Below are 26,902 nucleotides of genomic sequence, written 5' to 3'. Positions count from 1 at the left end.
TTGAAATTGTTGATCTTTCTCTCGTCAGTTCTGGTTCTTTTCGGTGATGTCGAAGAACGTGTAGGAAAGCGTCATATCCTTCACGTTTTCCGGTAGGGACGGGTCAATCACGAATCGGACCGGCATCTCCCGCAATTTGTGCGGTTCGAATTCTTGTTCGGAAAAACAAAAGCACTCCGCCTTGCTCAGGTATTCCGAGGCGACGCCGGGAGCGATGCTAGGAATGGCTCGCCCGATCATTTTTTTATCGCTCGTGTTCTCGGCATAGAATTTCACCGTGTAGTACTGCCCCGGATGGATCTTCATCTTGCTCGTTTCGGCCCGAAAAGCGAGAGGCATGTTTTCATTGACCGAGGTGATGAATTCGATCGTCAACTCCCGCGACTGATCGGCCACGTAAGCGGCATCCGCGACCGCCTCGGTTTTCACTTTCCCGTTTAGCCCGGTAAGCTCGCAGAACACGTTGTACAGCGGCACCATGGCGAAACCGAAACCGAACATTCCGACGGCCACTAAGACGATCGCCCAAATCAGCCGCGTATTGACCTTTCTGTTGTCTGAATTGTTCACTGGCCGGATGATGTCGTAACTACTCTAAGGATCGCGCTGACATAAAGGATCAATGCGATGAGCGCGATAACAATCGCCAACAGTACGTTCTTTTTTCGAATATCCATGGCTTCTTAAATCGTGTCCCCGTCCTCAAAGGACGGGGACTAATCCGCTCCGTTCCTACTTGATTTCGGGCGCCGTCGTCCAAGTGTGGTAAGGGGGAGGAGACGGCAACGTCCATTCCAGCCCGTACTCGTGCGCGCCTTCCCAAACTTCATCGGTCGCTTTCTCGCCGCCACGGACGGCCTTAATGATCACGTACACCAAAATCAATTGCGAGAAACCGAAAATGAACGCACCGACACTCGACCAGGCGTTAAATTCCGCAAACTGCGTGGCGTAGTCCGGGATACGGCGCGGCATGCCGGCCAGTCCCAAAAAGTGCTGAGGGAAGAACAGCAGATTGACCGAGATCGCGGACAGCCAGAAGTGCAGCTTGCCCAATCGCTCGTCGTACATATAGCCGGTCCACTTGGGCAGCCAATAGTAAGTGGCGGCAAAGATCGCGAACACCGAACCCGGCACCAGCACGTAGTGGAAGTGGGCGACGATGAAGTAGGTATCGTGATACTGCAAGTCTGCCGGCGAAATAGCCATCATCAACCCGGTAAACCCTCCCATCGTGAACAGCACCACGAAACCGATGGCGAACAGCATAGGCGTTTCGAAGGTCATCGCGCCTTTCCACATCGTGGAGACCCAGTTGAAAACCTTCACCCCGGTGGGCACGGCGATCAACATCGTGGCGTAAGTGAAAAACAGCTCTCCGGCGAGCGGCATGCCGACGGTGAACTGATGATGGGCCCATACGATGAGAGACAGGAACGCGATCGAACCCGTGGCGTAAACCATCGAGCTGTAGCCGAACAGCGGCTTACGCGAAAACGTCGGAATAATCGCAGAAATCACCCCGAACGAGGGCAGGATCATGATGTAGACCTCGGGGTGCCCGAAGAACCAGAACAAGTGCTGATAAAGCACCGGATCGCCGCCGCCCGCCGCATTGAAAAAGCTGGTGCCGAAGAACTTGTCGGTCAACAACATGGTCACCGCGCCTGCGAACACCGGCATAACGGCGATCAAAAGAAATGCCGTGACCAGCCAGGTCCATACGAACATCGGCATTTTCATCAGCGTCATGCCGGGCGCGCGCATGTTGAAGATGGTGACGATGATGTTGATCGCCGCCATGATCGATGAAATGCCCAGCAGGTGAATGGAGAAGATGGCAAACGGCAGATGCGCGCCGCCTTGCAGAGATAGCGGCGGATAGAGCGTCCATCCGGCCGCCGGCGCACCGCCTTCCATAAAGAGCGTGCTCGCCAGGAGCACCAAGGCGAAAGGCAGAAGCCAGAAACTCCAGTTGTTCAGCCGGGGTAGCGCCATATCCGGCGCGCCGATCATGATCGGGATCATCCAGTTCGCCAATCCTGCAAAGGCCGGCATGACCGCACCGAACACCATGACGAGGGCATGCAGGGTGGTCATTTGGTTAAAGAACATCGGATCCACGAACTGCAAGCCGGGAGCAAACAGCTCGGTACGAATCACCAGCGCCATGACGCCGCCGACCAGGAACATGATCAGGGCCGTCGCCAGGTATAAGGTTCCGATATCTTTATGATTGGTGGTGAACACCCATCTCATGAGTCCTTTGCCGGGACCATGGTCATGATGCTCATCATGAGTTGCCACTACCGATGACATAGCACTTCACCTCATCTACTGTTAATCGATTAATGTTGCGACTTGATTTCGGACGGCTGAACCATGTCGCCCTTGTTGTTGCCGAAGGCGTTCCGCTGATAAGTCACCACGGCGGCGATTTCTGCGGGATTGAGCGAATCCTCGAATGCCGGCATCATCTGCCCTTTGCCCTTCAGAACGATGTTAAGGTGCTCACCAATCGGACCGGTCGCAACCGGGCTGTCCTTGATCGGCGGGAAAGTTCCGGGAATCCCTTCGCCGTTGGCCTGGTGGCAACCCGCGCAGTTAGAGTTATAAACCTCCTGACCTTTCGCCATCAGTTCCTCCATGGTGAAGCTCTTGGTCGCTTCAACCTTGGTCGCTTCGGCTTTGGCCTTCTGCTCGGCAACCCATTGCTTGTACTCTTCGTTGGTTTTGGCTATTACGACGATGGGCATGAAGCCGTGATCGCGACCGCAGAGCTCGGCGCACTGCCCGCGATAAACGCCCGGCTTCTCGATCTTCGCCCAACCGTCGGTCACGAAGCCGGGAATGGTATCTTTCTTCCATCCGAAATCGGGCACCCACCAGGAGTGGATCACGTCGGCAGCCGTAAACAGAAAACGGATTTTTTTATTGATCGGAACGACCAGAGGATTATCGACGTTCAGCAGATAATTCGGAATCGAAGCGGGGTCGATATTGGCGCCCAACTGACGCGCTTCGTTACTTTTGGCATCCAGTGCGCTGAAGAAATCGATGCCTTCGTCGAGATATTCATAGCGCCATTTCCACTGATAACCGGTGACCTTGACGGTCATGTCCGCGCCGCTGGTGTCGTAAGCCTTGACCATGACGCTGGTCGCGGGAATGGCCATACCCAGAAGAATGAGGAAAGGAATGACGGTCCAAACGATCTCGAGTTTCGTGTTTTCATGAAACTGCGCCGGAATCGCTCCCTTGGACTTCCGGTGATGCATGATGGAATAAATCATCAGGCTGTACACGCCCACGCCGATCGCCACGCAAATCCACAGGATGGACATGTGCAGGCCGTAGATATCACGGCTGACCTCGGTGACGCCCGGCGTCAAGTTAAGTGCATAGTCGGCTTGCGCCTCTCCCCATAACACCAACCCGAAACCAGTAAGCAGTCGTCTTATTTTATTCACGGAGCCCTCTCCTCAGTCTTTGTAGAAATGCTTTGTGTTTAATTTGCTATCAAACAAAATCTTTCGCAATTCGCCCGCGAGCGCGGAGCGCTCTGATTCGACCAGAAACCGGCCAATTTCAATTTCCTTTCCGTGGGAGCGAAACGACAAACGGCTTGGGTACCCTTTTATCGGCGATTCAGCCCAATCGAGCGCCACCCATGCGCGCTGGAATTGGTAGACCTGCTCCGGTGCGCCGTAACCCCGCTCCAATAGAACCGAGGTATCCGTGATCGTAATGACTTCGCGAATCCTACCGCTTCTCAAACCCAGCTTGAAGCAATAGGCCAAAACAATCCATTCCGCCCCGGAAAACGGCAATACCAACCACGCGCCCATCGATGCAAAGCCCCCTGCGATGGCGGCCATCACAAGGGCGAATCCAAACACCAGAAACGATACCTGACGACCGCTCAGGGATGCGTTCGGCTTCAATACGAATCGTTGATTGCCAGACTCAGTGCCCCGTTCCGACTCGACCATTCGAACCCCCGACCTCGGCGCATTTCGTGAGCCAAAACACCTATTTTCATCCGGGTTTAGAGAGAACCAAAAACACCTGAAAAACCGGCCCGAAGCTAGCGCAGTTTAAACTACGAGAATGTAACGTATGAACCGAGCGCATGCAAGATTTTATCCTTTGCCCGAGTAGGGAAAATATCCTGCCCCTCCGCCATCCGTTCGCCGTAGAACGGCAAGGCGGCGAGCAACGGCCAGCCCAGCGAATTCTCCAGGGTTTCGAGGTTTTCGGCAAAAAATAAAAAATCCCGCTCGATCCGATTGGCAACCCATCCCAGGCAGTCCGCACCGGAACTCTCGATCGCACGCCGGGTCAACAGGGCATGGTTCAGACAGCCGAGGCGCAATCCCACCACCAGCAACACCGGCAGATCGAGCGCGAGAGCCAAATCGGTCACTCTTTGCCGTTCGTTCAAAGGCACCTCCCACCCGCCGACGCCCTCCACCACCACGCAGTCGGCAGCCTCGGCCAATTCTTCGTAAATCCGGCAAATGTGCCGAAAATCTATGTCCCGGCCCGCCTTTTTAGCGGCGATATGAGGCGAGACCGGCGGCTCGAAGACGAACGGATTGACCTGATTGTAGTCTAATCGGATCGACGCGTTCGCCTGAAGCGACAAGGCATCCTCGTTGACCAGCCGGCCGTCCCGCCAGCACGCTCCGGTAGCCACCGGCTTCATGCCCGCCACCGTCAGTCCCGCGCCTTGCAATAGGCGCATCAAGCCCACGGATACGAGGGTTTTACCGACTCCCGTATCGGTGCCCGTGACAAAAATGCCGCGCGCCTTCAAAGACATTCCGCCGGACCTCCGGCATAGCCGTAAATGATCTCGAAAGTCGCCGCTATGCCCTTGCCGGCCGATTGTCGCTCATAGGCCGCGATCATGCGCCGCAACGCGCCCTTGGCCGTCAAATGGCGCGGCCTGTCCAGCGTTACGTTGTGCGCCCCAAGACCTTTCAGTTCGCGCATCAGGTCATAAACGGAACCGTATTCCAGTCGGTTGATTTCGGCACTGACATCAAGCTCCTCGAACCCGGCCTCTCGCAGGGAAGATATCATTGCCGCCGAATCGCCGAACAGGTTGACGTGGGAGTAATCGTCGACCGACGCCCACGCCGCTCGAAGCTCCTGAAGCGTTCCGGCGCCAAACGTACTGAAAAGAGCGATGCCGCCCGGCTTCAAGACACGCCTGAACTCGCGAAACACCGGATCGAATCCGGAACACCACTGAATCGCCGCATTGGAAAACACAACATCGACCGAACGGTCGCGAAAAGGCAGCGCCTCGGCATCGCCGCACACCAGCCGCCCCGCCCCCAACTCGCGGTGCCGCGACCGCGCAAAGCGCAGCATGCCCTCGGCGATATCCAGCGCCACGAGATCGGCTTTCGGATAGAGCTCCATCAAGCAGGCAGTCAGATATCCGGTTCCGGAACCGACATCCACGACGCGATCCGGCGAGAGCCCCAGTCCCGGCAGCCGGGACAGCAGCCTCTCGCCCGCGGAGCGTTGCAGATCGGCCAGCCCGTCGTAACGCTCCGCGGCGGCACCGAAGGAGCGGCCGACCAGGCGTTTGTCGGGACGGCAGCCGGAGCCGGGGTCGCTTGTTTGCAATACATCAGAAGCCGTCATGTCGGGCAATGAAATTCGTGATGAGCGACGCCGTCTCGCCGGGATGAGTAAGGAACGGCAGGTGCGCCGCCCCGCCGATCACATACGCTTCGCTCCGAGGATTCAGCGCCTGCATGGACGCTCCGGCAGCCTTGGGAACCAGGCGGTCGCGCGCGCCCAAAACAATCAAGCCGGGCATGCTCAAGCGACGCCATGCATTCCGCAAATCGACGCGCCGCAACAGCTCCAGCCCGCCGCGCAAGGCCGCCCGGTCCGGCGGCCCACACTCCGCCATCCGATCGGCAAGCGCCTTGACCAGAAGCCTCGCGTTCTCCATACCGAACGTTTGCAGGCCCAGGAAACGCCGGATCGTGCCTTCATAATCGGCTTCCAAATCCGACGCAAACTGAGCGAGCGCCCCGGGAACAACGCCGGGCCAATCGTTTTCGGCCACGAAATGCGCGCTCCCGGCCAGGATGATCGCGCTTTTGACGCGGCCCGGATGCCGATCCGCGATATCCAGCACGGGCAATGCGCCCAACGACCACCCCAGCCAATGGGCGCGCTCCGGCGCGACCGTCAGCAGGGCGTCCGCAAGACCGACCAGGGAAAAGTCGTCGACGGCGCCGCTACGCCCATGCCCCGGGAGATCGACCAAGGTGATCCGGAGCTTCTCGGCCAGCGTTTCGGCGAAATCCCGCCAGATCCCGCCGTGCATCCCCCAGCCGTGCACCAGAACGAGATCCGGGCCATGACCGAAGGTCTCCCGATACAGCGCTTGCTTTCTCATCTCGAACCGCCCGCCGCTTCGACGGTTGCCGGGCGATCCTCCGGCCCGTCGAGGCCGAGCATCCCGGACGGCAGACCGGCCAGTGCCGCCAAGAGCCGGTCGACCTGATCTTCGGTGTGCCCGGCGGTGAGCGTGAAACGCAAGCGCGCCGTACCCGCCGGAACCGTCGGCGGACGAATCGCGGCGACCAGGAAACCGGCCGACCGCAGTCTTTCGCTCGCCGCCACGGCGTTCCGGTTGTCGCCTACCACGACCGGCTGGATCGGGGTATCGGACGGCATGAAACGCAGCCCGAGTTCCGCGCCCCCCGCGCGGAAGCGGCGCACCAGCGCATTCACTCTGTCCCGCCGCCAGGACTCCTCCTGAACCAGGCGCAGGCTGGCCCGGGTCGCTTCCGCCACGGCCGCTGGCATGGCCGTCGTGTAAATGTAAGTGCGGCTGCGCTGGATCAGGAATTCGACAAGATCGGCGCTTCCCGCGACGAACGCGCCAAAAGTCCCGAACGCTTTTCCGAGAGTGCCGACGAGCACCGGCACATCGCCCTGAGTCAACCCGAACCGCGCCAGACTGCCGCGCCCGCCGTCGCCGATCACGCCCAAGCCGTGGGCGTCGTCGATCGCCAGCAAGGCCCCGTGCCGCCCGGCCAGCGCCGCCAGCGCGGGAATCGGCGCCAGATCGCCATCCATGCTGAAAACCCCGTCGCTCGCGATGAGGCAGCGCTTCCCGGCGGAGACGTCCAGCTCGCGCTTCAGCGCCGCCGGATCGGCATGTGGATAACGCTTGAGCCGCGCCCCCGAGAGCCGCGCGGCGTCGAGCAGCGAGGCATGATTGAGCCGGTCCTCGAAAACCTCGTCGGCGCGCCCGGCCAAAGCCGAAATCACGCCGAGATTGGCCATGTAGCCGGTGGAAAACAGCAAGGCGCGCTCTCGGCCGGTGAACGCGGCCAGTTCTTCTTCCAGCGCGTGATGGGCGCGGCCGTGGCCGCAAACCAGATGGGCCGCACCGGCTCCGGCGCCGTAATGCTCGGCTCCTCGCCGGAAGGCGTCGACGACGGCCGGATGATTGGCGAGCCCGAGATAGTCGTTGCCGCAGAAATTGATCGCTCGCCGCCCGTCGACGACGACTTCGGCGCCCTGAGGTCCATCGACGACCCGGCGCCGGCGATAAAGCCCTCGCGTTTCGATCGCGTCGAGCTGATCGCGCAGCCAGTTACGCCACATGAGCATCCAGCGACGTCCGAAATGCCGGAAAAATACTCACGCCCGATCGACGCATCCGGACATCCGCAGCCCGAGGCGCCGGAACAGGTGCTTATCGTTCTCGGCGGCCGGGTTTCCCGTAGTCAACAGCTTTTCGCCATAGAAAACGGAGTTGGCGCCGGCAAGAAAACACAAGGCCTGGGTCTCGTCGCTCATGTCCGTGCGTCCGGCGGACAAACGCACTCGCGACTTCGGCATGAGGATGCGCGCCACGGCGACGGTCCGCACGAAAACCAAAGAATCCAGCTTGGGCACCCCGGCCAAGGGCGTGCCTTCCACTTGAACCAGCATATTGATAGGCACGCTCTCGGGGTGTTTCGGCAGATTCGCGAGTTCCAGGAGCAACCCGGCGCGGTCGCGGTCGCTCTCCCCCATTCCGACGATGCCGCCGCAGCATACGTTAATCCCGGCGTCGCGCACGCGCTCCAGCGTGTCGAGGCGATCCTGATAGGTGCGGGTCGTGATGATTTTGGAGTAATACTCCTCCGACGTGTCCAGATTGTGATTGTAATAATCGAGTCCGGACTCTTTCAGCCGTTGCGTTTGACTGTCGGTTAGCATGCCTAAGGTGACGCAGGTTTCCATACCGAGCGCCTTTACCCCCTCGATCATCCCGCAAACCCGCTCGATGTCGCGGTCTTTCGGACTGCGCCAAGCCGCTCCCATGCAGAACCGGGTGGCGCCTTGCGCTTTGGCCGTGCGCGCCGCATTCAGCACGTCATCCAGGGACATCAGATCTTCGCGCTTCAAATCCGTATCGTGACGGGCGCTTTGCGGGCAGTAGGCGCAGTCTTCGGAACAGGCGCCGGTCTTGATGCTCAAGAGACGGCTGACCTGAACTTCGTTCGGATCGAAATTTTGCCGGTGAACGGTTTGCGCCCGGTAGACAAGATCGTTGAACGGCAGAGCGAATAGGGCCTCGACTTCGTCCAACCGCCAGTCGTGGCGCAGCAGGCAATTTTCGAAATACGCTTGAGCCGCTAAATCCACCTGAGACTCTTCTGCTATTTTCATGGCTTCTCCGGAAAGTGATTTGGGCTGCGGCCGAGGCCGGCAACCGAACGCCGTCAACTGCGAAAACCGAAAAACGTGAACAAATGGTCGAACATTATACAGGATTGGCTCTATCCACCCACTTGTTTGCTGTGCGGGGATCCGGGCCGTGCGGGAATCGATCTTTGCCCGGACTGCCTGCGGTCCCTGCCTTATAACGCGGTGGCGTGCCCGCGCTGCGCGCTACCCCTGGAATCGCCCGCTCCGCAAACCTGCGGAAGCTGCCAGAAAAAACCGCCCGTTTTCGACGCGGCCTTCGCTTTGTTCCGTTACGAAGAGCCCGTTCGCCACCTGATTCAGTCGCTGAAATTCGGCGCCCGCTATCCTTGCGCGCGGCTTCTCGGCACGCTGATGGCGGAACGGCTGGCGGCGCTGGAAGAAAAGCCTTCCGTCATCGTGCCGGTTCCCCTGCATCGCAGCCGGTATCGGCAACGCGGCTTCAACCAGGCCATCGAAATCGCGCGCACGGTATCGCGCCGGCTGCACGTTCCGCTCGATCTAAACAGTTGCCGCCGCATCCGCCCGACCGCCGCCCAAACCGGTCTTCCGGCCAAACAGCGCCGCAATAACCTGCGCCACGCCTTCGCGGTCGAAATGCCCGTCGAACACCGCCATGCGGTCATTTTGGACGATGTGATGACGACCGGCGCAACCGCGAACGAACTCGCCGGAGCATTGCGCCGGGCCGGCGTCGCCAAGATCGATGTCTGGGCGTGCGCGCGGGCGTGACCCGTTTTCGGCCGGATCGGAAACGCGGCATCCCGCCCTCGCCGGTCTTGCGCCGCCGTCTTTTCCGGCGCGCCGATATTCTTCGGGCCGCACGCCCGCCATCCCTTGGAAACGCGCCTTCAAGAACCTTCGGTTTGTAAACCGGAAAAACCGCCGGTAAAATTCGGACTCTGTTTTCGCTTTCTGACAGACCGATCCGCCTCTTTCAAAAAACAATGCGACCATGGAAACCCACCACTGCCTCTGAGCCCGTTTCCAAGGAACGTATCGGCCTGGTCATCATCATCGGCTTGTTCTGCGCCCTCATTCTGATCTCCCGCTTTCAGTCTCTCATCGATTTTCCTTACATGGCATCCGCCGCGGATTTTGTCGCGCAAGAAAAAGACGAGCCCGCTCCCTATAAGGATCGGATGCCGTCCGCCGAGCGTCAGTCGCCTGCCGATGACGACGAAGGTCATGACCGAGACCGATATCTGCTGTCCTCTTATCACTATCGGTTGTCGCATTTTCAGGTGGAGATTCCCGCCTCCGCCGAAACCGTAGCCACGAACTGGATTTCCGAACCGACCGTCCCCCCTCCTCGCCGACGCTGATCCATCGACTCCCGTTTTGACCGGCGGCTCACCTTGATTTTAGCGTCCGCCCGAGCGAGCGCGCCGGATCCGTTCCGCAGCGCGATCGCGCCCGTTTCAACCCCGGAAGCTTGAGGACATGCATGTTTCTGCACCGACGGCAATCTCTTTTTACAGGGGGACTTCTGGCTCTGGCCGTATTCGGATCGGCCGCGGCCGGCGAGCCTTTGACCCTGAACCAGGCGCTTGACCTGGCCATCAAGAACAATCCCGAACTTGTCGCTGCCCGCGCCCAGATACAGGGCGCGGAAGGCGATCTGACCACCGCCAAGGCCTATCCCAATCCCGAACTCCAGATCGGGGCAGGCGAATCGGTAGCCCGGGACGCACAAGTCTTGCGCGGCATCTTGGGCGGCGTCGATGTCGCCCAGCCCATCGAACTCCCGTTCGTCCGCCGCCCCCGCCGAGAAGCCGGCGAAGCCGGCGTGGAAGCGGCCGGCGCCGCCTACCGGGTCGCCGGCCTGAACGTGCTGACCCGGGTCAAACAGGCGTTCTACAACGTGTTGAGACAGCAGGAACTGCTCCGGATGGCGGAAACCAACCGGGAACTTCTGGCGTCCATACGCGATAAGATCAAGTTGCGCGTCGATGTCGGCGAAGCTTCGCGCTACGAATGGGTGAAGGCCGAAGCCGAACTGCTGGGAGCCACCAAAACTCGGGAGAGCGCCGCATTGCGCGTCGAACAGGCCAAAGTCGCGCTGCGCGCGCTGATCGGCGGCGCCCTGCCCCCCCATCCGGAAATCGTCGGCGAGCTGCCGTCCGGCAAAGAGCCTCCGCTCGATCTCGACAAGCTCCGGGACAGCGTGCTGCAAAATCACCCGGCCCTGGTTCAGGCTCGAGCGGAAATCGAGCGGGCCAAGTCTCAGCTAGAACTGGAGCAGGCGCTGCGCTATCCCCAGCCCACCGTCAAGGCCGGCGTCTATCGCGAGCCCCATCTGGAGCAGTGGCGGGTCGATCTCATCGTGCCGCTGCCTTTGTGGAACCAGCGCCAAGGCCCCATCGCGCGCGCCGCCGCCGACCGGGCGCGGGCGGACGCTCAAGCGAATCAGCAGCAGCTGAACCTGATGTACGAACTGGACACCGCCATTACCGCCTACCGCATCGCCAGCCAGCAGATCGAGACCTTCGAATCCGGGCTCCTGCGCGAAGCCGAATCGGCGCTGAAAGTCGCGGAAGCCGCCTATCGCCTCGGAGAACGAGGCATCCTCGATTATTTGGATGCCCAGCGCACCTTCCAAGCGGTGCGCGTCGACTATATCAACGCCTTGTTCGACAAGAACGGCGCGCTTCTCGAAATCGAGCGGCTTCGGGCTCAGGACTATCAGGATCAGCCATTATGAAAAAATCCATACTTTTTGCGTTGCTTGCGCTCGGCGTCTGGCCCGCGTTCGGACAACAGGAGACCCAAGAGGCGGAGACCACTGCCGAGATTGCCGTCACCGCGCCCCCGTCGCTGCTCGAACGGCTCAAGATCGAGCCGGTCGCGTCCATGGAGATCGGCGAAACCCTTCACTTGCCGGGCCGGGTCACCTTGAACGAACACCGGGTGGCCCGCGTCGGACCGAGCGTAACCGGCCGAGTCACCGAGATCACGGCTTTCATCGGCCAAAACGTGCGCCAGGGCCAGCGCCTGGCGACCATCAACAGCACCGAACTGAGCATCGCTCAAGCGGCCTATTTGAAAGCGAAGACCCAGATGAACCTGCAACGTCTGGCGGTCGAGCGGGCGCGCCGGCTGCTGGAAGCCGACGTGATCAGCCGCGCGGAACTCACCGAGCGCGAAAGCGGGCTAACGGAGATCGAGGTGGAACTCCGCGCCAGCGCCGACCAACTGGCGGTGATGGGGATGAGCGAAAACGCCATTCAACGCTTGTCGCGCAGCGGCCAGATCGATTCGGTGGTTCAGGTCACGGCCACGCTGTCCGGAACGGTGATCGAGCGGAATATCTCCATCGGCCAGATCGCCCAGCCCGCCGACGACTTGTTCACGATCGCCGATCTGTCCGAAGTCTGGGTCGTCGCCGAAGCGCCGGAGCAGCAAGCCTATCTGGTCGAAACCGGCGGCCAGGCCGAGGTGCAGATTCCGGCGCTGCCCGGACAGAAAATCACCGGCAAGGTGATTTACGTGGCGGATATCGTCAACCCGTCGACCCGTACGGTGACCGTGCGCATGGAGGTCGAAAATCCGGAGCGCAAAATCAAGCCGGAGATGCTGGCGACCATGGTCATTCACCGGCCGCGAATCACCGCTCTCAACATCCCGGCCAAGGCCGTCGTCAGAACCGACGACCGCGATTACGTGTTCGTGCAAACGGCCGCAGACCAGTTCGTTCTGACGCCGGTCTCCCTGGGCCCGGATCTGGGCGGATTGCGCCGGGTCGTCGCGGGACTGAGCGAGGGCCAGCGGATCGTCGTCGATGGCGCGTTCCATCTGAATAACGAGCGTATCCGCAAGGAACTGGAGTAAGCCATGATCGAAAGTTTAATCCGCGCCGCGCTGAAGCAGCGGCTGGTGGTTCTGATCATAGCGACCTGTCTTCTGGCGTTCGGCATTTCGGCGATGCAGCATCTGTCGGTGGACGCCTTTCCCGACGTCACCAACGTCCAGGTTCAGGTGGCGGCCGAGGTGCCCGGCAGTTCCGCGGAAGAAGTGGAGCGTTTCGTGACGGTTCCTCTCGAAATCGCCATGACCGGGCTTCCCGGCCTGGTCGAAATGCGCTCGGTGAACCGCAACGCCTTGTCGCAGATCGTCCTGGTGTTCGACGACGATACCGATATTTATTTCGCCCGGCAGTTGGTGCTCGAGCGCATGATCGAAGCGGCGGAACGCTTGCCGGAAGGCGCTACACCGGTTCTCGGACCGGTTTCATCGGGCTTGGGCGAAGTCTATCAATACACGCTGGAGCGGCCCGACGACGGCGAGCGCGCACTGACCGAAGAAGAACTGACCGATCGCAGGACCGTTCAGGACTGGGTGGTGCGTCCCCTGCTCCGCGGCATTCCAGGCGTCGCCGAAATCAATTCGATCGGCGGCCTGGAACGTCAGTATCAGGTCCTTCCCAACCCCGACCGCTTGCGTCATTACGGCCTGACGCTGAAAGACGTCTACACCGCGCTGGCCCTCAACAACGCCAACAGCGGCGGCGGCAAGCTGCCGCAATACGCCGAACAGTATCTCATCCGCGGCATCGGCCTGATTCACGACGTGGAGGACATCGGCAACATCGTCCTCAAGGAAATCGACGGCACCCCCATCTACATCCATGACGTGGGCGAAGTGCGCATCGGTCATGCGGTGCGCTCGGGCGCCGTGATCAAGAACGGCTACACGGAAGCGGTGGGCGGCATCGTTCTGCAGCTCCGCGGCGGCAACGCCAAGGAGATCGTCGGCCGGGTCAAGGAACGAATCGCCGAGATCAACGAACAAGGAATGCTGCCGGACGGTCTCAAAATCGTGCCGTTCTACGACCGCACCGATCTGGTCGACGCGGCGATTCACACCGTGACCAAGGTCCTGATGGAAGGCATTTTCCTGGTCGTGATCGTGCTGTTCCTGTATCTGGGCGACATCCGCTCCAGCCTGATCGTAGTGGCGACGCTGATCGTCACGCCGCTGGTCACGTTCATGGCGATGAACCACTACGGTATCTCGGCCAACCTCATGTCCCTCGGCGGGCTCGCCATCGCCATCGGCATCATGGTGGACGGCTCGGTGGTGGTGGTGGAAAATGCCTTTCACCACTTGGGCGAGGCCGAGAAAACCGGCGAGAGCCGCAGTATGATCGTGTTGCGCGCCGCCGCCGAAGTGGGCACGCCGGTGCTGTTCGGAGTCGGCATCATCTGCCTGGTGTTCCTGCCCCTGATGACGATGACCGGGCTCGAAGGCAAGATGTTCGCGCCGCTGGCCTACACCATCGCCATCGCCCTGTTCATCTCCCTGATCGTGTCGCTGACCCTGTCGCCGGTGCTGTGCTCCTACCTGCTCAAAGGCGGGGCCGATCACGATACGCGCATCATCGCGTTCATGAAGCGTCCTTACCTCAAGCTGCTGCACTTTGCCCTGGGCAATCCCGGAAAAGTGGTGGCGAGCGCGATCGCTTTGCTGGCCGGCAGCCTCTTGCTATTCCCGTTTCTGGGAACGTCCTTCATCCCGGAGATGAAAGAAGGCTCGATCGTGCCCGGCATCAACCGGGTTCCGAGCATGTCGCTGGACGAATCGATCCGGCTGGAGAGCGAAGCCATGCGCCTGGTGATGGAAGTGCCGGGGGTAGTCAAAGCGGTCTCGCAACTGGGACGCAGCGAAAGCCCCACCGATCCGCAACCGGAAAACGAGTCCACCCCGATCGTGACGATCAAGCCCCAGGACCAGCTTCCGGAGGGCTGGGATCAGAACGATGTCATGGACGCCATCCGCGAAAAGCTCGCGGTGCTGCCGGGCGTCAATATCGTGATGGCGCAGCCGATTTCGGACCGGGTGGACGAAATGGTGACCGGGGTGCGCTCCGACATCGCCATCAAGCTGTTCGGCGACGAACTGGAGGTACTGAAGCAAAAGGCCGACGAAATCATCAAGGTGCTCAACTCGATCGAAGGCGCCGCCGATATTCGCGTCGAACGGGTGAGCGGCCAGCAGTATCTCACCATCGATATCGACCGCCAGGCCATCGCCCGCCACGGCATCAACGTGGCCGACATCAACGACATCATCGAAACCGCGATCGGCGGCCGCGTCAGCACCGACATTTATGAGGGCGAGCGGCGGTTTTCGGCGGTGGTCCGGTTTCCCGAAAAATTCAGGAACAACCCGCAGGCGATCGGGCAAATTCTGCTGAAATCGCCCAACGGCGCCCTGGTGCCCCTGGACGATCTGGCCGTCATCGAAGTCGTGGACGGCCCCGCGCAGATCAGTCGCGACAGCGCCCGGCGCCGGCTGGTGATCGGCGCGAACGTCAGGGGCCGCGATCTGGGCGGCTTCGTCGCGGAACTGCAAAAGGCCGTCACCGAGCAAGTGAAGCTCCCGGAGGGCTATTACGTCACCTGGGGCGGACAGTTCGAGAACCTGGAACGGGCCATGAAACGCCTGATGGTGATTATCCCCATCACCATCGCGGCGATCTTCTTCCTGCTGTTCCTGCTGTTCAACTCGCTGCGCTTCGCCGCCCTCATCATCCTGGTGCTGCCGTTCGCATCGATGGGCGGCATCTTCTCGCTGTTTCTCACCGGGGAATACCTGTCGGTTCCGGCCTCGGTCGGCTTCATCACCTTATGGGGCATCGCGGTGCTGAACGGGGTGGTGCTGGTGTCTTACATTCGGGGACTGCGGGACGAGGGACTCAGCCAGAACGACGCCATCGTCGAAGGCTGCAAGCAGCGCTTCCGGCCGGTGATGATGACCGCGACCGTCGCCATGCTGGGGCTGGTGCCCTTCCTGTTCGCCACAGGTCCGGGCTCCGAAGTCCAGCGCCCGCTGGCGATCGTGGTGATCGGCGGCTTGATCACCTCGACCCTGCTTACCCTGGTCGTGTTGCCGACCCTTTACCGATGGTTCGAAGAGAAGCGCATCGAAGCCTGATCGAGGAAATTTGCCATGAAAGAAATCAAAGCCATCATCCAGCCTCAGCGCTTGAGCAAGCTCAGAAACGCCTTCCGCCGGATGCGCGGCTTTCCGGGAATGTCCGTGAGCCGGGTGGAAGGTTGCAGCCAGCACGAGGAACCGGAGGTCGGTCAAAACATCCGGGAGGAATTGACCGACTTTTCGCCCAAGGTCCGCATCGAGATCGTCGCTCCCGACGACAAGGTGGACGAAATCGTCGAAATCATCCGTGAAAACAGCCGCACCGGACAAGTCGGCGACGGCATCATTTGGATCACGGACATCGGGAGCTTCGAGCAGATCCGCATCAAGTAAAAAGCCCGCCGGAGTTTTTTGCCCGGCAGGAAGCGCCTCCGATCAGGCCCGGAACTCCGCCACCACCGGCGCATGATCGGACGGCCGCTCGAGCCGCCGCGGCTCGACGTCGATGCGGCAGGCCAGGCAATCTTCGCTCAGCGCCGAGCTGGTCAGGATGTGATCGATGCGCAGCCCCATGTTGCGGCGGAACGCATTGAGACGGTAATCCCACCAGGTGTAGCTCTTCTCGGCCTGTTCGAAACGCCGGAAAACGTCGCTCAACCCCAAGTCGAGCAAGGCGCGGAACGCCTCCCGCTCCGGCGTGCTGCACAGAATCCTCTCGCGCCAGGACTCGGGATCGTACACGTCCCTGTCCTCGGGCGCGATGTTGAAATCGCCCAGCACCACCAGACGCGGGTGACGCTCCAACTCGAGGCTCAGGTAATCCCGCATCTTCGCCAGCCAGTCCAGCTTGTAGGCGTATTTGTCCGAACCCACCTCGCCGCCGTTCGGCACGTAGAGATCGACGATCCGGTAATCCCCGACGGTAACCGCCAGTATGCGCCGCTGGGGATCGTCGAAGCCGGCCGGATCGGTGACGGGATCGCCGAGATCGAGCGTGCTGAGCACCGCGACGCCGTTATAGGTTTTCTGTCCGCTATAGACCGAGCGATAACCGGCTTCGGCCAATTCCGCGACCGGAAATTCCGGATCGGTCATTTTGGTTTCCTGCACGGCGAGCACGTCGGGCTGTTCCCGTCCGAGCCAGCTCAAAACGTGGGGCAGACGCACGCGCAGGGAATTGACGTTCCAAGTGGCGATTTTCATGTCAATCGGCCTTCGCCAAGTCAGCCATCTTTTTCTCCAGGTTCTTCAACCGCGTCCACATCTCGTGCAAACGGGGAAACACCGCCATGTTCTTGAGATATTGTTGCAGCGGCTGGGCCGGCCCGCCGGCGTACATGCCGGGCTGCTTGATGCTGTTGTTGAGCCCGGCGCGGTGGAGCAGCACCACATCGTCGGCCACGGTGATATGGTCCAGGGTTCCGGTCTGACCGGACGCGATGACCCTTTTTCCGAACCGGGTCGAGCCGGAAATGCCGGTATGGGCGCAGAGAATGCAGTCCTCGCCGATTTCGACGTTGTGCCCGATATGACAGAGGGCGTCGATCACGGCTCCGGAGCGGATGAGGGTGGCTCCGTAGGTGGCGCGGTCGATATTGGTGTTGGCGCCGATCACCACCCGGTCCTCGACGATGACCTTGCCGGTGTGGGGAATACGGTAATTGCGGCGGCGCTCGTCCTGGGCGAACCCGAAGCCTTCCGAGCCGATCACGCAGCCGGCCTTCAAAATGACGTTGGCGCCGATCTCGCACTCGTAGCCGACGGTAACGCGCGGGTGGATCACCGTCTCCCGGCCGATTTTTGCGCGCTTCTCGATCACGGTGTTGGCCATGATGACGACGCCGGGTCCCAGACTGACCTCGGCGCCCAGCACCACGCCGGGACCGATCACGGTATCGTCGGGCACCGCGACGCTCGCGTGAATCACCGCGGAAGGGTGAATCCGCGGCCACTCGACATCCCGCACGTCGCGGTCGCCGTAAGTCTGCTTGAGCAGTGCGATGGCCAGGCGCACGTTCGGCGCGATCAGCAGGGACACGCCGTCATCGGCCAATTCCGCGGCGATCGCCGCGGTGGTCACGACCGCGGCGGGCTTCAGTTCGCGGACTCGGGGCAGATATTTCGCATGATCTACGAACACCAAATCCCCGGGCGCGCAGTCTTCGACAGGCGCAAGGCGGCGGATGACCCGATCCGGCCCGCGATGATCGACGATCAGACCTTGAGTCCTGAAACGCTCAAATACTTCCGAGGCGAGTACGTTCATAGATAAATCCAAATACTTGAGATTGAATGGAAATGATATGGACCCGAAAAAAAGCGGGCAACCCTTATCATCGCGCGGGCCGGATATTGCCGAGTTTCCCTGCGGATTTCCGGACTGTCGCAGAGCCGGCGGGAAAATGTCCGTCAAAGCTCCGGCATGCAACACCGCCGATTGCGCGACGGTCAAATCCATGGACGAGATCGGCCATTCGCCCGGAATGAAGACCATCGCCGAGCACGGCGTCATTTCGGACAATCTCTGTGAAGCCGGCGCCGATCCCGTCCGGGGATATCGCATCGTCAAACCGATCCGGATCGGCGATTTAGTGTAATATTCCTGTCGACTTTTGCCGAAAAAACGAAAATTTCGGCGTCGATCCGGCACTTTTGGATCTTTTTGGGTCTAAGGCGCTTTGCCTCATGCGAGAGAATACTTTGGCCATTGCACCGCAACAGCTAAACCCGCCGGCACCCTGCCCGGAAGCCGCCACGGAACGCCCGTACGAGCGTTTTGCCGATGAACTCGTCAGGCGCGGGAAGGTGCGCGAGGCGGAAATTCACCGCGCCAAACGCCTGGCGGCGCAAACCGGCGAGCAGAACCTGCCCGCGCTGCTGCTCAGGCTGGGCATCGTTTCCGAGCGCGATACCGCGGAAATATTGGCCGAAGTCGGATCGTTGCCGCTGGTGTCGCCCGCGGATTATCCGGATACCTCCCCGCTTCCCGAGACGCTGGCCATTCGCTATCTCAAGGAAAACCACGTGGTCGGCATCGCCGCCCAGGACAACGAATTCGTCGTGGCGGTGGCGGACCCGTTCGACCGCGAGCTGCTGGCCGCCCTGACCCTGGCCTGCGAAAAACCCGTGCGACCGTATGTCGGTCTGCCGTCCGAGATCGACCGCGCGCTCGAACAGCAGCTCGGCTCCGGCAAGACGCTGATGGGCCAGATCGTCGAGGATTTCGGCAGCGACGACGACATCGACGAGGCCGATGTCGAACACCTCAAGGACCTGGCCTCGGAAGCGCCGGTGATCCGCATGGTCAATCTGATCATGCAGCGGGCGGTGGAGTCGCGGGCGTCCGATATTCACGTCGAACCGTTCGAACAGCGACTGAAGGTCCGCTTCCGGGTCGACGGCGTGCTGCGCGAGGTGGAAGCCCCGCCGGTACGCTCGACCGCCGCCGTGATTTCGCGCATCAAGATCATGGCCAAGCTCAACATCGCCGAGCGCCGCCTGCCCCAGGACGGGCGCATCAAGCTGCAAGTGCAGGGCAAGGAACTGGATTTGCGCGTCTCCACGGTGCCGACCATGTACGGCGAAAGCGTGGTCATTCGTCTCTTGCACAAGGAAAGCATCGCGTTCGATTTTTCCTCGCTCGGCTTCGAGGGCGCCATGCTCGAGCGGTTCCTGGACGTGCTGGCGCTGCCCCACGGCATCATCCTGATCACCGGCCCCACCGGCAGCGGCAAGAGCACCACCCTGTACACGGCGCTGCACAAGCTCAATACGCCCGAGCGCAAGATCATCACCGTCGAGGATCCGGTGGAATACCAACTGGAGGGCGTCAACCAGATCCAGGTCAAGCCCCAGATCGGCCTGACCTTCGCCAACGCCCTGCGCTCCATCGTCCGGCAAGACCCGGACGTCATCATGATCGGCGAAATGCGCGATCTGGAAACTGCGCGCATTGCGGTGCAATCGGCGCTCACCGGCCACCTGGTGCTGTCCACGCTGCACACCAACGACGCCGCCGGCGGCGTCACCCGGCTCATGGATATGGGCCTGGAGGACTACCTCATCACCTCCACCGTGAACGGCATCCTCGGCCAGCGTCTGGTGCGCCGGCTCTGCCCGAATTGCCGCGAGGCCTATCCCGCGCTGGCGGAGATGGTCGAGGAAATGAAGCTGGCGCGGTTCGCCGACGGTCCGGTCGTCCTGCACCGGCCCAAAGGCTGCGAGCAATGCGACGGAACCGGCTACCGGGGACGCCTTGCGATCCAGGAATTCCTGGTCATGAGCGACGACATCCGCCGTCAGGTGATGAATCACGCTCAAGCGCGGCAGATCGAAGAGATAGCCTTGCAGGAGGGCATGTTCACCATGTACGAGGACGGTTTGCGCAAGGCCGTCGCAGGACAGACCACCATCGAAGAAGTGCTGCGCGTCACATCGGATAGTTGAGGATTATGGCTCTTTACGTCTATAAGGCCGTGGACCGGGATGGCGAAACGGTGGAAGCGGAACGCGAAGCCGTCGACGAAAGCACCTTGATCGCGACCCTGCAAAACGAAGGCTTCCTGCCGATCCGGGTGGCACCGGCGAAATCGCGGCCGCTCGCGTGGCTGAGTCTCGGCCGCAGCAAGATAAGGATTTCGCAGAAGCAGATCGCCCTGTTCACGCGCGAACTGCTGACCCTGCTCCACGCCGGGCTGCCGCTGGACCGGGCTCTCACCGTGCTGCTCGAACTGACCGCGAACGAACCGGCCTTGAACGGCCTGATCGCCAAAGTGCTGGATTCGGTCAAGGGCGGAGCGCAGCTGTCCGATGCGCTGGAAGCCCAAGGCGGGGTTTTCTCGCGCTTCTATATCAACCTGATCCGCGCCGGCGAAGCGGGCGGCGCGCTGGAACAGGTACTGGAGCGCCTGTCCGATTATCTGGAGCGATCCAAGGAGCTTCGCGATACCGTCACCACCGCGCTGATTTATCCCGCCATTCTGGTCGCCATGGCGGTGTTGTCGCTGCTGCTGCTGCTGACCTTCGTGGTGCCGCAGTTCACCGAGATGTTCGAATCGGCCGGCAAGGAACTTCCCGTGCCGACCCAGATCGTGGTCGGCGCGGCCGAGGGCCTACGGTCCTACTGGTGGGTCTTGCTGATGCTGATCGTGGGCGTTATCGGCTATTTCCGCTATCAATTCGCGGACGCGGACCGCCGGCGGGTCTGGGACGGACGGCTGTTGAGCCTGCCCCTGATAGGGGATCTGATCCGCAAGCTGGAAGTCGCCAGTTTCAGCCGCACCCTGGCCACCCTGCTGGCCAACGGCGTCTCCATGCTGGCGGCGCTGACCATCGTCAGGGAAACGCTCGGAAATCGGGTGGTCGCCGAAGGCGTCGGCGTGGCCGTGGAAAGCCTGAAAGGCGGCGGCAGCCTCTCGATACCGCTGATCGAGAGCGGTCTGTTTCCCACCCTGGCCATGCAAATGATCAAACTGGGCGAGGAATCCGGCCATCTAGCCGAGATGCTGGAACGCGTCGCGGTCACTTACGACAAGGAGATCAAGATTTCGGTACAGCGCCTGCTGGCTCTGCTGGAGCCGGTGTTGATCGTGGGCTTGGGTATCATGATCGCCGGAATCATCATTTCGATTCTGATGGCGATCTTGAGCGTCAACGATCTGGCTTTTTAAACTCGTTTCTTCACCATCCGCTCACACAATATTTTTACTCAATTTTTACTCATGGGTCTTACCGTCATGCCAAAACATCAATGCCTCACCCGCGCTCAGCGCGGCTTTACCCTGATCGAACTGTTGGTCGTGCTGGCCATCATCGGCTTGTTGGCCGGCTTAGTCGGACCGCAGGTCGTCAAACACCTGGGAGAATCCAAAACCAAGACCGCGCGGCTGCAAATCGAAGAATTCTCTTCGGCGCTGGACATGTATCGCCTGGATGTAGGCCGTTATCCGGCCACCGACGAAGGACTCGCGGCGCTCGTCGAGCAGCCGAGCAACGCCAGGGTCTGGAACGGCCCGTATCTCCGCAAGAAAAAAATCCCGGCCGATCCCTGGAACAATCCTTACCATTACGCATCCCCCGGCCAGCACGGCAAATTCGATTTGTTCACCCTGGGAGCGGACAACGCCGAGGGCGGCGAAGGCGAGGACCAGGACGTCGCAAGCTGGGAATGAATCGGCGTGTTCCCGGAATGTTTTGAGCCCGGAAAAAAGCCTGCCGGCGAGTTTCAAGAAATGCTCTTCGATGCCGGGCGGTCCATCGCGTGGAACGCCCCGCCCGGGTGATCATGCGCAAGCTTCGCCGTCCGCATCGCGCATCGCTTCGCGCCCCGACCACCGGAGCTTTCCGGTCGTTCGGATTCACGCTGCTGGAAATGCTGCTGGCGCTGTCCGTGGCGGCCGCGCTGACGGCCGTGGCGGTGCCGAACATCGCGCCGATGCTGACCCGTGCCCAACTCACCGCGGCCGCGCGAGACGTCGCGTCCGGCCTGCGGTACGCGCGCGGCCAGGCGCTCAGCGAGGCGCGCGAAGCAAGCTTCGAGCTGAACGTGAATCGCGGGACCTATCGAGTCAGCGGCCGTCGAAAGAATTTTTCATTGCCCGGGAGCGTCCGGCTCAGCCTTTACACCGCCGAACGGGAAGCCGGCGAAGACGGCATCGGCAGCATCCGTTTTTTTCCGGACGGCTCGTCGACCGGCGGGCGCGTCACTCTGGAAGCGGCCGGAAAAAAGCGTCTGGTGGACGTCAACTGGCTCACCGGAGAGGTCGTGATTCGTGAAGAATAGGCGCGCTTCCCGCCAGGGCGGATTCTCCCTGCTCGAGATCCTGGTCGCTTTCGCCATACTGGCCTTGGCCTTGGGCGTGCTGCTGCGCATCTTCGGCGGCGCGGGCCGCATCGCGGGACTCGCCGGCAATTATGCGCGCGCCGTGGTGATCGCCGAATCGCTGCTGGCGGCCGCCGACACCGAAACCCCTTTGCAGCCGGGCGAAACGAACGGCGACATCGACGCGGTTTTTCATTGGATCATGCGCGTGAGTCCCTATCAGGGCGAGGAAAACGTCTCGTTTGCCGAGAACCTGCCGGTCGCGCCTTATCAAGTGGCGCTCAGCGTGGCCTGGGAGGAAGGCGACGAGCCGCGCTCGTTCGAGCTTACGACGCTCAGACTGCTGCCCACTAAAACGGGAATCACCGGTTTTTGATGGCCACACCGCATAAACGCCGCGCCAGCGCCGGTTTTACGCTGATCGAGGTTCTGATCGCCACCACCCTGCTCGGCGTCATGATGCTCTTGTTGTTCGGCAGCCTGCGTATCGGCGTAGCTAGTTGGGACAGCGGCGAAGACAGGATGGCGCGGGCCAGCCGACTGTTTCTCGTGCAAAACTTCTTGCGCAACCATATCGGCAGCGCGCTGCCTCTGGTCGAGATGGACGAGTCCGAAGGGGGCGCCACCTCCTTGAGAGGCGGGGAAGACTGGATCGAATATGTTGCGACCATGCCGCCGCAAATCAGGTCGGGCGGGCTTTATCGCTTCAGGCTGTATGTCGCCGGAGACGGGCACCAACAGGATCTGAAGGTCGCCATGCGGCCGTATGTCTCGAACCCGAATTCGAGCGGAGCGGCCGAACCGATCGAAGATGTCGTGTTGCTGGAAAAGCTGGATCGAATCAAATTTTCCTATCTGCCGGAAAATCTCCGGATCGGACAACAGAACAATTCGGTCTGGCTGGCGGAATGGCAACAGCCTCGGCTGCCGATGCTGATTCGAGTGCAGATCGAGCCGGAAAACGAAGAGCCCTGGCCCGATTTGGTGATCGCGCTCAGAACTCGCAGATAACCCTATGGCATCTCGCTCCCGAGCGAAACAGCAAGGCGTAGCCCTGATCTTGGTACTCTGGATATTGGCCTTGATGACCGTCATGGCAGGCAGTTTCGCATTGTCGACCCAGCGCGAAACCTCATTGGTGACCAATGTCCGGGAACGCGCCAAGGCCGTGGCCTTGGCCGACGGCGGCATACATTACGCCATGTTCATGCTGAGCTTGCCGAACGCGGCGGAGCGCTGGCGCGCGGACGGCACGCCCTATCGAACGATATTGGACGGCGTGCCCGTTCAAATACGTATTTATGACGAAGCGGGAAAAATCGATCTTAATATCGCTCAGGAAGCGACGTTACGGACTATATTGACGAAATTGCTCCAAAACGAAGATCAGGCGGTAAAATTGACGGATGCCATTTTGGATTGGCGCGACGGCGACGACATGAAACGTCTCAACGGCGCGGAATCCGCCGAATACCGCGCGGCCGGGTTGGACCAGATGCCGCAGAATCGCAATTTTCTGGTATTGGAGGAACTCCGTGGAGTTTTGGGCATCACGCCGTCGCTGTACAAAAAATTAGAGTCTTTATTCACCCTTTACACCAATGTCGACGGTATCAATCCGGCAAAAGCCTCGAGAGACATCTTATTGGCCCTGACCGACGGCAACAGCCAGGCCGTGGACGGCTTCATCGCCGCCCGCCAGGCAGGAAACGGAAACGTATCCCCGCCTCCGCTTCCCGCCATTCCCGGCATTCGATTCCACTCATTCGGCGATTCGGTTTACACGATCCGCGCCCGCCCGGTATCGCGGGACCGCGCCGAGCCGCCGGTTACGGCCGTCGTTCGCCGGGAAGCGAGCCGCCTGGGCGGAATCCCCTTCGTCTTCCTGAGATGGAAGCCGCAAACAGCCGGCGTCACGCCCGATCAATAGTACCCATGCTGAAACTCGATACGTCGATCGATCTCGACATCGCCAGATTTCTCCGCTGGTGGGCGGGCGAATTGTCTTTCCTCGTCCCCGCGAGATTGAAGAAATTTTTCGGCACGGCCAGCGAACGCCTGGTCTTGACCAAAGACGATTTCGGACTGAACGCGATTTACCTCGGCGACGAAGGAGACCGCCCGCTCGGCCGTTTCGCCTTGGACGAAAGCGGCAGCCAGAAACGGGAGCGCCTCCTCGCCGGCATGCCGGCTCTGGCCGAGGCAAAAGTCCTCCTGCGATTGACCGACGGCCAGTCCTTGCGGAAGACGCTCAAGCTTCCGCAGGCGGCGGAAGAAAATCTGAGCCAGGTAGTGGCCTTCGAAATGGATCGCCTGACGCCGTTCAAGAGCGATCAGGTTTATTATGCGACGCGCCTGCTGGAACGGTCGCCGGCAACTCGCCAGATCACGGTGGAACTCATATTGACCCCTCGTCATAAATTGGACGCCATGCTGGACGAGTTGGCGGTTTGGGGCTGGCGGCCGGACATCGTGGACATGGCGGGCGATTCTCCGCCCGGCGCCTACAACCTGTTGCCCGAAAAATATCGGCCGCCGCGGAACCCGTGGCCTTACAGGATCAACTCGGCGCTAACCGGAACGATCGTCTTGCTGATGATCGCGCTGAGCGTCATTCCGGTCTGGGCCAATCGGTCGCTCGCGCTAAAACTGGAACAGGAGGTGAAAAAGGCCAGCAAGAGCGCAAAGGAAGTCGAGTCCTTGCGCCAGCAGATGGAAGATCTGGTACACCGAACGAAATTTCTTCAGCAAAGGAAGCGCACCGAACCGGCCGTGGTGGATATGCTGAAGGCGCTGACCGATGTCATGCCCGATCAAACCTGGCTCAACGGCTTGCAGTATCGGGACCACCGGCTCGTGATACAAGGGCAGTCGCCGTCCGCTTCGGCTTTGATCGAGCTGATCGAGGCGTCGCCCTTTTTCCAAAACACCAGCTTTGTCTCGCCGGTAACGAAAGATACGGCCAGCGGACTGGAGCGTTTCCAGATCGCCAGCGATGTCGTCAACGGGAGGTTCTCTGAAAAACCGGCTTCATCTGAATCTGAATAAGCCCAGGCTTCTGGCTTTAGGCATTCTCGCCGGCCTCATCGCCCTGCTCTATCTCGTGGCGGTCGGTCCGCTGATCGGCCTTGCCCGGGAGTACGGCGAATCCGTCGACGATTTGCGGTTTCGCTTGCAGCGCTATCGAAAAGTCGCCGCGGAAAAGAACGACTTGATCGCCAAGCTGGAACAGATCAGGACCGCAGAACGGCAGGACGAACGGTTTATCGCGCGCGATACCGCCGCCCTGGCGTCGGCCGACCTGCAATCGATGATCAAGGAAATCGTGAGCCAAGCCGGCGGCGAACTGACCAGCACCCAGGTGATCCCGGAGCGGAAAGAAGAAAATTTCACCCGGATCTCGGTAAAGGTGCGCGTGAACGGCAGCACCACGGTACTGCGCGACGTATTGCACAGCATCGAAACCTCAAAACCCATGCTGTTCGTGGAAAACCTCAATATCCGGCCGATTCGGATGCCGCGCTACCCTGCGGCCAAGCCGTCCCAGCCTGCGGTCGACAAGCTGAGCGTGGATTTCGACGTCATCGGTTACATGCAAGCCGGTTAAGCCATGCCCAAATGGTCCCGCGATAATGTATTGAGCTTGATTTTGGCCGGCGTCGCGGCCTTGCTGCTCATCGGCGTCGTCATTGAATCAGCGGTGCTGAAAAGCAAGCGCTCGGCCGTGATGGCTTCCTCGGAAAAAGTCGCGGCTCCGGAAGCAATCGAGCCCGTCGACACCGAAGAGGTCGAGTTGCCCGATATTCAGGAATACGAAACCATCGTACAGCGCCCGCTATTCATGGAAGGCCGGCGTCCGGGAGCGGAGGGCGGGGAAACGACGGCGACGGCGGCGCAAAATACGCCGTTGACCGTGAAGCTGATGGGCGTCGCGTTCACGCCGAAGGACAAGACCGCGCTGTTCGTGGATGCCAAGGGCAAGTACAAGCGGCTGAAGAAGAACGGCTCGATCGAGGGCTGGACGCTGATCGATTTCGCCTTCGACAGAGTGACGCTGCAACAGGGCGATGAACAAAGGGTACTGATGCTGCTCAAACCCAAACCTAAAACGGCGCCGGTTCAGGCCACACCGGGCCAACCTCAGCAAGCACCGCAGCAACAACAGCAACCGGTGCCCGCGAATCCGGTGGCGAGCCCGTCGCCCCCCGTGGACGACACGGGCGAAGAAACCGAGGTCATCGAAGAAGAAGAAACGGCTGATGAAGACGCCGAAAACGCGGAGCAGTAAAACGAGCCTTTCCGAGCCGCGGATACCGGGCTGCTCAATGTTCCGAGCGATTGTCGGCGATTAATCGGCTGCCGCGCTCCGAAAAGCGGAGTCGCGGCCGCTTTCTTGCTCGAAAGACCGTTGGATGTCCGTTTTCGAGCCGTCACCGAGCGGTCGTTCATGCTGAATGATCGTGA

The 26,902-nt window shown here is 60.8% G+C and carries 28 protein-coding genes; 17 read left to right on the top strand and 11 right to left on the bottom strand.

Annotated features, from left to right (window positions below; all coding sequences use genetic code 11):
- Nucleotides 1–24: 24 nt before the first annotated feature.
- The 9 genes from ACWJKU_RS02355 to bioB form a co-directional block, all read right to left on the bottom strand.
- The gene (locus ACWJKU_RS02355; RefSeq protein ID WP_454145425.1) at nucleotides 25–570 is read right to left on the bottom strand and encodes a cytochrome c oxidase assembly protein; all 546 of its coding nucleotides are present in this window, start codon (nucleotides 568–570) and stop codon (nucleotides 25–27) included.
- A gap of 162 nt (nucleotides 571–732) precedes the next feature.
- Nucleotides 733–2,319, bottom strand: a complete 1,587-nt coding sequence (gene ctaD, locus ACWJKU_RS02350) for a cytochrome c oxidase subunit I (RefSeq protein ID WP_454145424.1) — start codon at nucleotides 2,317–2,319, stop codon at nucleotides 733–735.
- A gap of 29 nt (nucleotides 2,320–2,348) precedes the next feature.
- Complete coding sequence (gene coxB, locus ACWJKU_RS02345) at nucleotides 2,349–3,470, bottom strand: cytochrome c oxidase subunit II (RefSeq protein ID WP_454145423.1); 1,122 nt, start codon at nucleotides 3,468–3,470, stop codon at nucleotides 2,349–2,351.
- 12 nt (nucleotides 3,471–3,482) lie between these two features.
- The gene (locus ACWJKU_RS02340; protein WP_454145422.1) at nucleotides 3,483–3,992 is read right to left on the bottom strand and encodes a DUF2244 domain-containing protein; all 510 of its coding nucleotides are present in this window, start codon (nucleotides 3,990–3,992) and stop codon (nucleotides 3,483–3,485) included.
- A 110-nt stretch (nucleotides 3,993–4,102) separates the two neighbouring features.
- Nucleotides 4,103–4,825, bottom strand: a complete 723-nt coding sequence (gene bioD / locus ACWJKU_RS02335) for a dethiobiotin synthase (protein ID WP_454145421.1) — start codon at nucleotides 4,823–4,825, stop codon at nucleotides 4,103–4,105.
- A complete protein-coding gene (bioC, locus tag ACWJKU_RS02330) occupies nucleotides 4,816–5,661 on the bottom strand; it encodes a malonyl-ACP O-methyltransferase BioC (protein ID WP_454145420.1) in 846 nt (281 codons plus the stop codon). Before bioC ends, bioD begins: the two co-directional genes overlap by 10 nt.
- The gene (bioH, locus tag ACWJKU_RS02325; protein WP_454145419.1) at nucleotides 5,648–6,430 is read right to left on the bottom strand and encodes a pimeloyl-ACP methyl ester esterase BioH; all 783 of its coding nucleotides are present in this window, start codon (nucleotides 6,428–6,430) and stop codon (nucleotides 5,648–5,650) included. The genes bioC and bioH overlap by 14 nt, the downstream gene beginning before the upstream one ends.
- Nucleotides 6,427–7,656: an 8-amino-7-oxononanoate synthase gene (bioF, locus tag ACWJKU_RS02320; protein ID WP_454145418.1), complete on the bottom strand. Its 1,230-nt coding sequence runs from the start codon at nucleotides 7,654–7,656 to the stop codon at nucleotides 6,427–6,429. The genes bioH and bioF overlap by 4 nt, the downstream gene beginning before the upstream one ends.
- 30 nt (nucleotides 7,657–7,686) lie before the next feature.
- Nucleotides 7,687–8,703 carry a biotin synthase BioB gene (gene bioB / locus ACWJKU_RS02315; RefSeq protein ID WP_454145417.1) on the bottom strand — a complete coding sequence of 339 codons (1,017 nt, stop codon included), beginning with the start codon at nucleotides 8,701–8,703 and terminating at the stop codon, nucleotides 7,687–7,689.
- Nucleotides 8,704–8,778: 75 nt separating this feature from the next.
- Between bioB and ACWJKU_RS02310 the strand changes: the two genes are divergently transcribed.
- From ACWJKU_RS02310 to ACWJKU_RS02285, 6 genes are all read left to right on the top strand, one after another.
- Complete coding sequence (locus tag ACWJKU_RS02310; RefSeq protein ID WP_454145416.1) at nucleotides 8,779–9,471, top strand: ComF family protein; 693 nt, start codon at nucleotides 8,779–8,781, stop codon at nucleotides 9,469–9,471.
- 215 nt (nucleotides 9,472–9,686) lie between these two features.
- A complete protein-coding gene (locus ACWJKU_RS02305) occupies nucleotides 9,687–10,064 on the top strand; it encodes a hypothetical protein (protein WP_454145415.1) in 378 nt (125 codons plus the stop codon).
- A 122-nt stretch (nucleotides 10,065–10,186) separates the two neighbouring features.
- Nucleotides 10,187–11,443 carry a TolC family protein gene (locus ACWJKU_RS02300; RefSeq protein WP_454145414.1) on the top strand — a complete coding sequence of 419 codons (1,257 nt, stop codon included), beginning with the start codon at nucleotides 10,187–10,189 and terminating at the stop codon, nucleotides 11,441–11,443.
- Entirely contained in the window at nucleotides 11,440–12,570 is a 1,131-nt protein-coding gene (locus ACWJKU_RS02295; protein WP_454145413.1) for an efflux RND transporter periplasmic adaptor subunit, read from the top strand. Before ACWJKU_RS02300 ends, ACWJKU_RS02295 begins: the two co-directional genes overlap by 4 nt.
- A gap of 3 nt (nucleotides 12,571–12,573) precedes the next feature.
- Nucleotides 12,574–15,675 carry an efflux RND transporter permease subunit gene (locus ACWJKU_RS02290; protein WP_454145412.1) on the top strand — a complete coding sequence of 1,034 codons (3,102 nt, stop codon included), beginning with the start codon at nucleotides 12,574–12,576 and terminating at the stop codon, nucleotides 15,673–15,675.
- Between the two features lie 15 nt (nucleotides 15,676–15,690).
- Nucleotides 15,691–16,011, top strand: a complete 321-nt coding sequence (locus tag ACWJKU_RS02285) for a P-II family nitrogen regulator (RefSeq protein ID WP_454145411.1) — start codon at nucleotides 15,691–15,693, stop codon at nucleotides 16,009–16,011.
- A 42-nt stretch (nucleotides 16,012–16,053) separates the two neighbouring features.
- On the opposite strand, the gene xth is transcribed toward ACWJKU_RS02285, so the two are convergent.
- Together xth and lpxD are read right to left on the bottom strand one after the other, a co-directional pair.
- Nucleotides 16,054–16,821, bottom strand: a complete 768-nt coding sequence (gene xth, locus ACWJKU_RS02280; protein WP_454145410.1) for an exodeoxyribonuclease III — start codon at nucleotides 16,819–16,821, stop codon at nucleotides 16,054–16,056.
- A gap of 1 nt (nucleotide 16,822) precedes the next feature.
- Nucleotides 16,823–17,884 carry a UDP-3-O-(3-hydroxymyristoyl)glucosamine N-acyltransferase gene (lpxD, locus tag ACWJKU_RS02275; protein ID WP_454145409.1) on the bottom strand — a complete coding sequence of 354 codons (1,062 nt, stop codon included), beginning with the start codon at nucleotides 17,882–17,884 and terminating at the stop codon, nucleotides 16,823–16,825.
- 136 nt (nucleotides 17,885–18,020) lie between these two features.
- Here lpxD and ACWJKU_RS02270 point away from each other — a divergent pair, with 136 nt between their 5' ends.
- The 11 genes from ACWJKU_RS02270 to ACWJKU_RS02220 all read left to right on the top strand — a co-directional run bounded on the left by ACWJKU_RS02270 (nucleotide 18,021) and on the right by ACWJKU_RS02220 (nucleotide 26,726).
- Entirely contained in the window at nucleotides 18,021–18,215 is a 195-nt protein-coding gene (locus ACWJKU_RS02270; protein ID WP_454145408.1) for a hypothetical protein, read from the top strand.
- 88 nt (nucleotides 18,216–18,303) lie between these two features.
- Nucleotides 18,304–20,064 carry a type II secretion system ATPase GspE gene (gene gspE, locus ACWJKU_RS02265; RefSeq protein WP_454145407.1) on the top strand — a complete coding sequence of 587 codons (1,761 nt, stop codon included), beginning with the start codon at nucleotides 18,304–18,306 and terminating at the stop codon, nucleotides 20,062–20,064.
- A 5-nt stretch (nucleotides 20,065–20,069) separates the two neighbouring features.
- Entirely contained in the window at nucleotides 20,070–21,287 is a 1,218-nt protein-coding gene (locus ACWJKU_RS02260; RefSeq protein WP_454145406.1) for a type II secretion system F family protein, read from the top strand.
- A 66-nt stretch (nucleotides 21,288–21,353) separates the two neighbouring features.
- Nucleotides 21,354–21,788, top strand: a complete 435-nt coding sequence (gene gspG / locus ACWJKU_RS02255; RefSeq protein ID WP_454145405.1) for a type II secretion system major pseudopilin GspG — start codon at nucleotides 21,354–21,356, stop codon at nucleotides 21,786–21,788.
- Between the two features lie 89 nt (nucleotides 21,789–21,877).
- Nucleotides 21,878–22,399, top strand: coding sequence for a GspH/FimT family pseudopilin (locus tag ACWJKU_RS02250; RefSeq protein ID WP_454145404.1), 522 nt, complete (start codon nucleotides 21,878–21,880; stop codon nucleotides 22,397–22,399).
- The gene (locus ACWJKU_RS02245) at nucleotides 22,389–22,814 is read left to right on the top strand and encodes a type IV pilus modification PilV family protein (protein ID WP_454145403.1); all 426 of its coding nucleotides are present in this window, start codon (nucleotides 22,389–22,391) and stop codon (nucleotides 22,812–22,814) included. The genes ACWJKU_RS02250 and ACWJKU_RS02245 overlap by 11 nt, the downstream gene beginning before the upstream one ends.
- Nucleotides 22,814–23,449 carry a prepilin-type N-terminal cleavage/methylation domain-containing protein gene (locus ACWJKU_RS02240; protein ID WP_454145402.1) on the top strand — a complete coding sequence of 212 codons (636 nt, stop codon included), beginning with the start codon at nucleotides 22,814–22,816 and terminating at the stop codon, nucleotides 23,447–23,449. The genes ACWJKU_RS02245 and ACWJKU_RS02240 overlap by 1 nt, the downstream gene beginning before the upstream one ends.
- A gap of 4 nt (nucleotides 23,450–23,453) precedes the next feature.
- The gene (locus tag ACWJKU_RS02235; protein ID WP_454145401.1) at nucleotides 23,454–24,368 is read left to right on the top strand and encodes a general secretion pathway protein GspK; all 915 of its coding nucleotides are present in this window, start codon (nucleotides 23,454–23,456) and stop codon (nucleotides 24,366–24,368) included.
- Between the two features lie 5 nt (nucleotides 24,369–24,373).
- On the top strand, nucleotides 24,374–25,486 hold the full coding sequence (locus ACWJKU_RS02230; RefSeq protein WP_454145400.1) for a PilN domain-containing protein: 1,113 nt from the start codon (nucleotides 24,374–24,376) through the stop codon (nucleotides 25,484–25,486).
- On the top strand, nucleotides 25,434–26,045 hold the full coding sequence (gene gspM / locus ACWJKU_RS02225; RefSeq protein ID WP_454145399.1) for a type II secretion system protein GspM: 612 nt from the start codon (nucleotides 25,434–25,436) through the stop codon (nucleotides 26,043–26,045). Before ACWJKU_RS02230 ends, gspM begins: the two co-directional genes overlap by 53 nt.
- 3 nt (nucleotides 26,046–26,048) lie before the next feature.
- Nucleotides 26,049–26,726 carry a hypothetical protein gene (locus ACWJKU_RS02220; RefSeq protein ID WP_454145398.1) on the top strand — a complete coding sequence of 226 codons (678 nt, stop codon included), beginning with the start codon at nucleotides 26,049–26,051 and terminating at the stop codon, nucleotides 26,724–26,726.
- The last annotated feature ends 176 nt before the right edge of the window (nucleotides 26,727–26,902 follow it).

It is taken from the genome of Methylocaldum sp. MU1018, assembly GCF_053646775.1.
Note: the sequence above shows the minus strand (reverse complement) of the source record. Positions and strands in the feature narration are given on the sequence as shown.

Coding starts and splice junctions, on each gene's coding strand:
- ctaD (WP_454145424.1), bottom strand. CDS start 2,319: ATGTCATCGGTAGTGGCAACTCATGATGAGCATCATGACCATGGTCCC.
- ACWJKU_RS02290 (WP_454145412.1), top strand. CDS start 12,574: ATGATCGAAAGTTTAATCCGCGCCGCGCTGAAGCAGCGGCTGGTGGTT.
- xth (WP_454145410.1), bottom strand. CDS start 16,821: ATGAAAATCGCCACTTGGAACGTCAATTCCCTGCGCGTGCGTCTGCCC.
- bioB (WP_454145417.1), bottom strand. CDS start 8,703: ATGAAAATAGCAGAAGAGTCTCAGGTGGATTTAGCGGCTCAAGCGTAT.
- lpxD (WP_454145409.1), bottom strand. CDS start 17,884: ATGAACGTACTCGCCTCGGAAGTATTTGAGCGTTTCAGGACTCAAGGT.
- ACWJKU_RS02260 (WP_454145406.1), top strand. CDS start 20,070: ATGGCTCTTTACGTCTATAAGGCCGTGGACCGGGATGGCGAAACGGTG.
- bioH (WP_454145419.1), bottom strand. CDS start 6,430: ATGAGAAAGCAAGCGCTGTATCGGGAGACCTTCGGTCATGGCCCGGAT.
- gspG (WP_454145405.1), top strand. CDS start 21,354: ATGCCAAAACATCAATGCCTCACCCGCGCTCAGCGCGGCTTTACCCTG.
- ACWJKU_RS02340 (WP_454145422.1), bottom strand. CDS start 3,992: ATGGTCGAGTCGGAACGGGGCACTGAGTCTGGCAATCAACGATTCGTA.
- ACWJKU_RS02230 (WP_454145400.1), top strand. CDS start 24,374: ATGCTGAAACTCGATACGTCGATCGATCTCGACATCGCCAGATTTCTC.
- ACWJKU_RS02220 (WP_454145398.1), top strand. CDS start 26,049: ATGCCCAAATGGTCCCGCGATAATGTATTGAGCTTGATTTTGGCCGGC.
- ACWJKU_RS02235 (WP_454145401.1), top strand. CDS start 23,454: ATGGCATCTCGCTCCCGAGCGAAACAGCAAGGCGTAGCCCTGATCTTG.
- ACWJKU_RS02285 (WP_454145411.1), top strand. CDS start 15,691: ATGAAAGAAATCAAAGCCATCATCCAGCCTCAGCGCTTGAGCAAGCTC.
- ACWJKU_RS02240 (WP_454145402.1), top strand. CDS start 22,814: ATGGCCACACCGCATAAACGCCGCGCCAGCGCCGGTTTTACGCTGATC.
- gspM (WP_454145399.1), top strand. CDS start 25,434: ATGTCGTCAACGGGAGGTTCTCTGAAAAACCGGCTTCATCTGAATCTG.
- bioC (WP_454145420.1), bottom strand. CDS start 5,661: ATGACGGCTTCTGATGTATTGCAAACAAGCGACCCCGGCTCCGGCTGC.
- gspE (WP_454145407.1), top strand. CDS start 18,304: ATGCGAGAGAATACTTTGGCCATTGCACCGCAACAGCTAAACCCGCCG.
- ACWJKU_RS02295 (WP_454145413.1), top strand. CDS start 11,440: ATGAAAAAATCCATACTTTTTGCGTTGCTTGCGCTCGGCGTCTGGCCC.
- ACWJKU_RS02300 (WP_454145414.1), top strand. CDS start 10,187: ATGTTTCTGCACCGACGGCAATCTCTTTTTACAGGGGGACTTCTGGCT.
- ACWJKU_RS02270 (WP_454145408.1), top strand. CDS start 18,021: ATGTCCGTCAAAGCTCCGGCATGCAACACCGCCGATTGCGCGACGGTC.
- ACWJKU_RS02305 (WP_454145415.1), top strand. CDS start 9,687: ATGCGACCATGGAAACCCACCACTGCCTCTGAGCCCGTTTCCAAGGAA.
- bioD (WP_454145421.1), bottom strand. CDS start 4,825: ATGTCTTTGAAGGCGCGCGGCATTTTTGTCACGGGCACCGATACGGGA.
- bioF (WP_454145418.1), bottom strand. CDS start 7,656: ATGCTCATGTGGCGTAACTGGCTGCGCGATCAGCTCGACGCGATCGAA.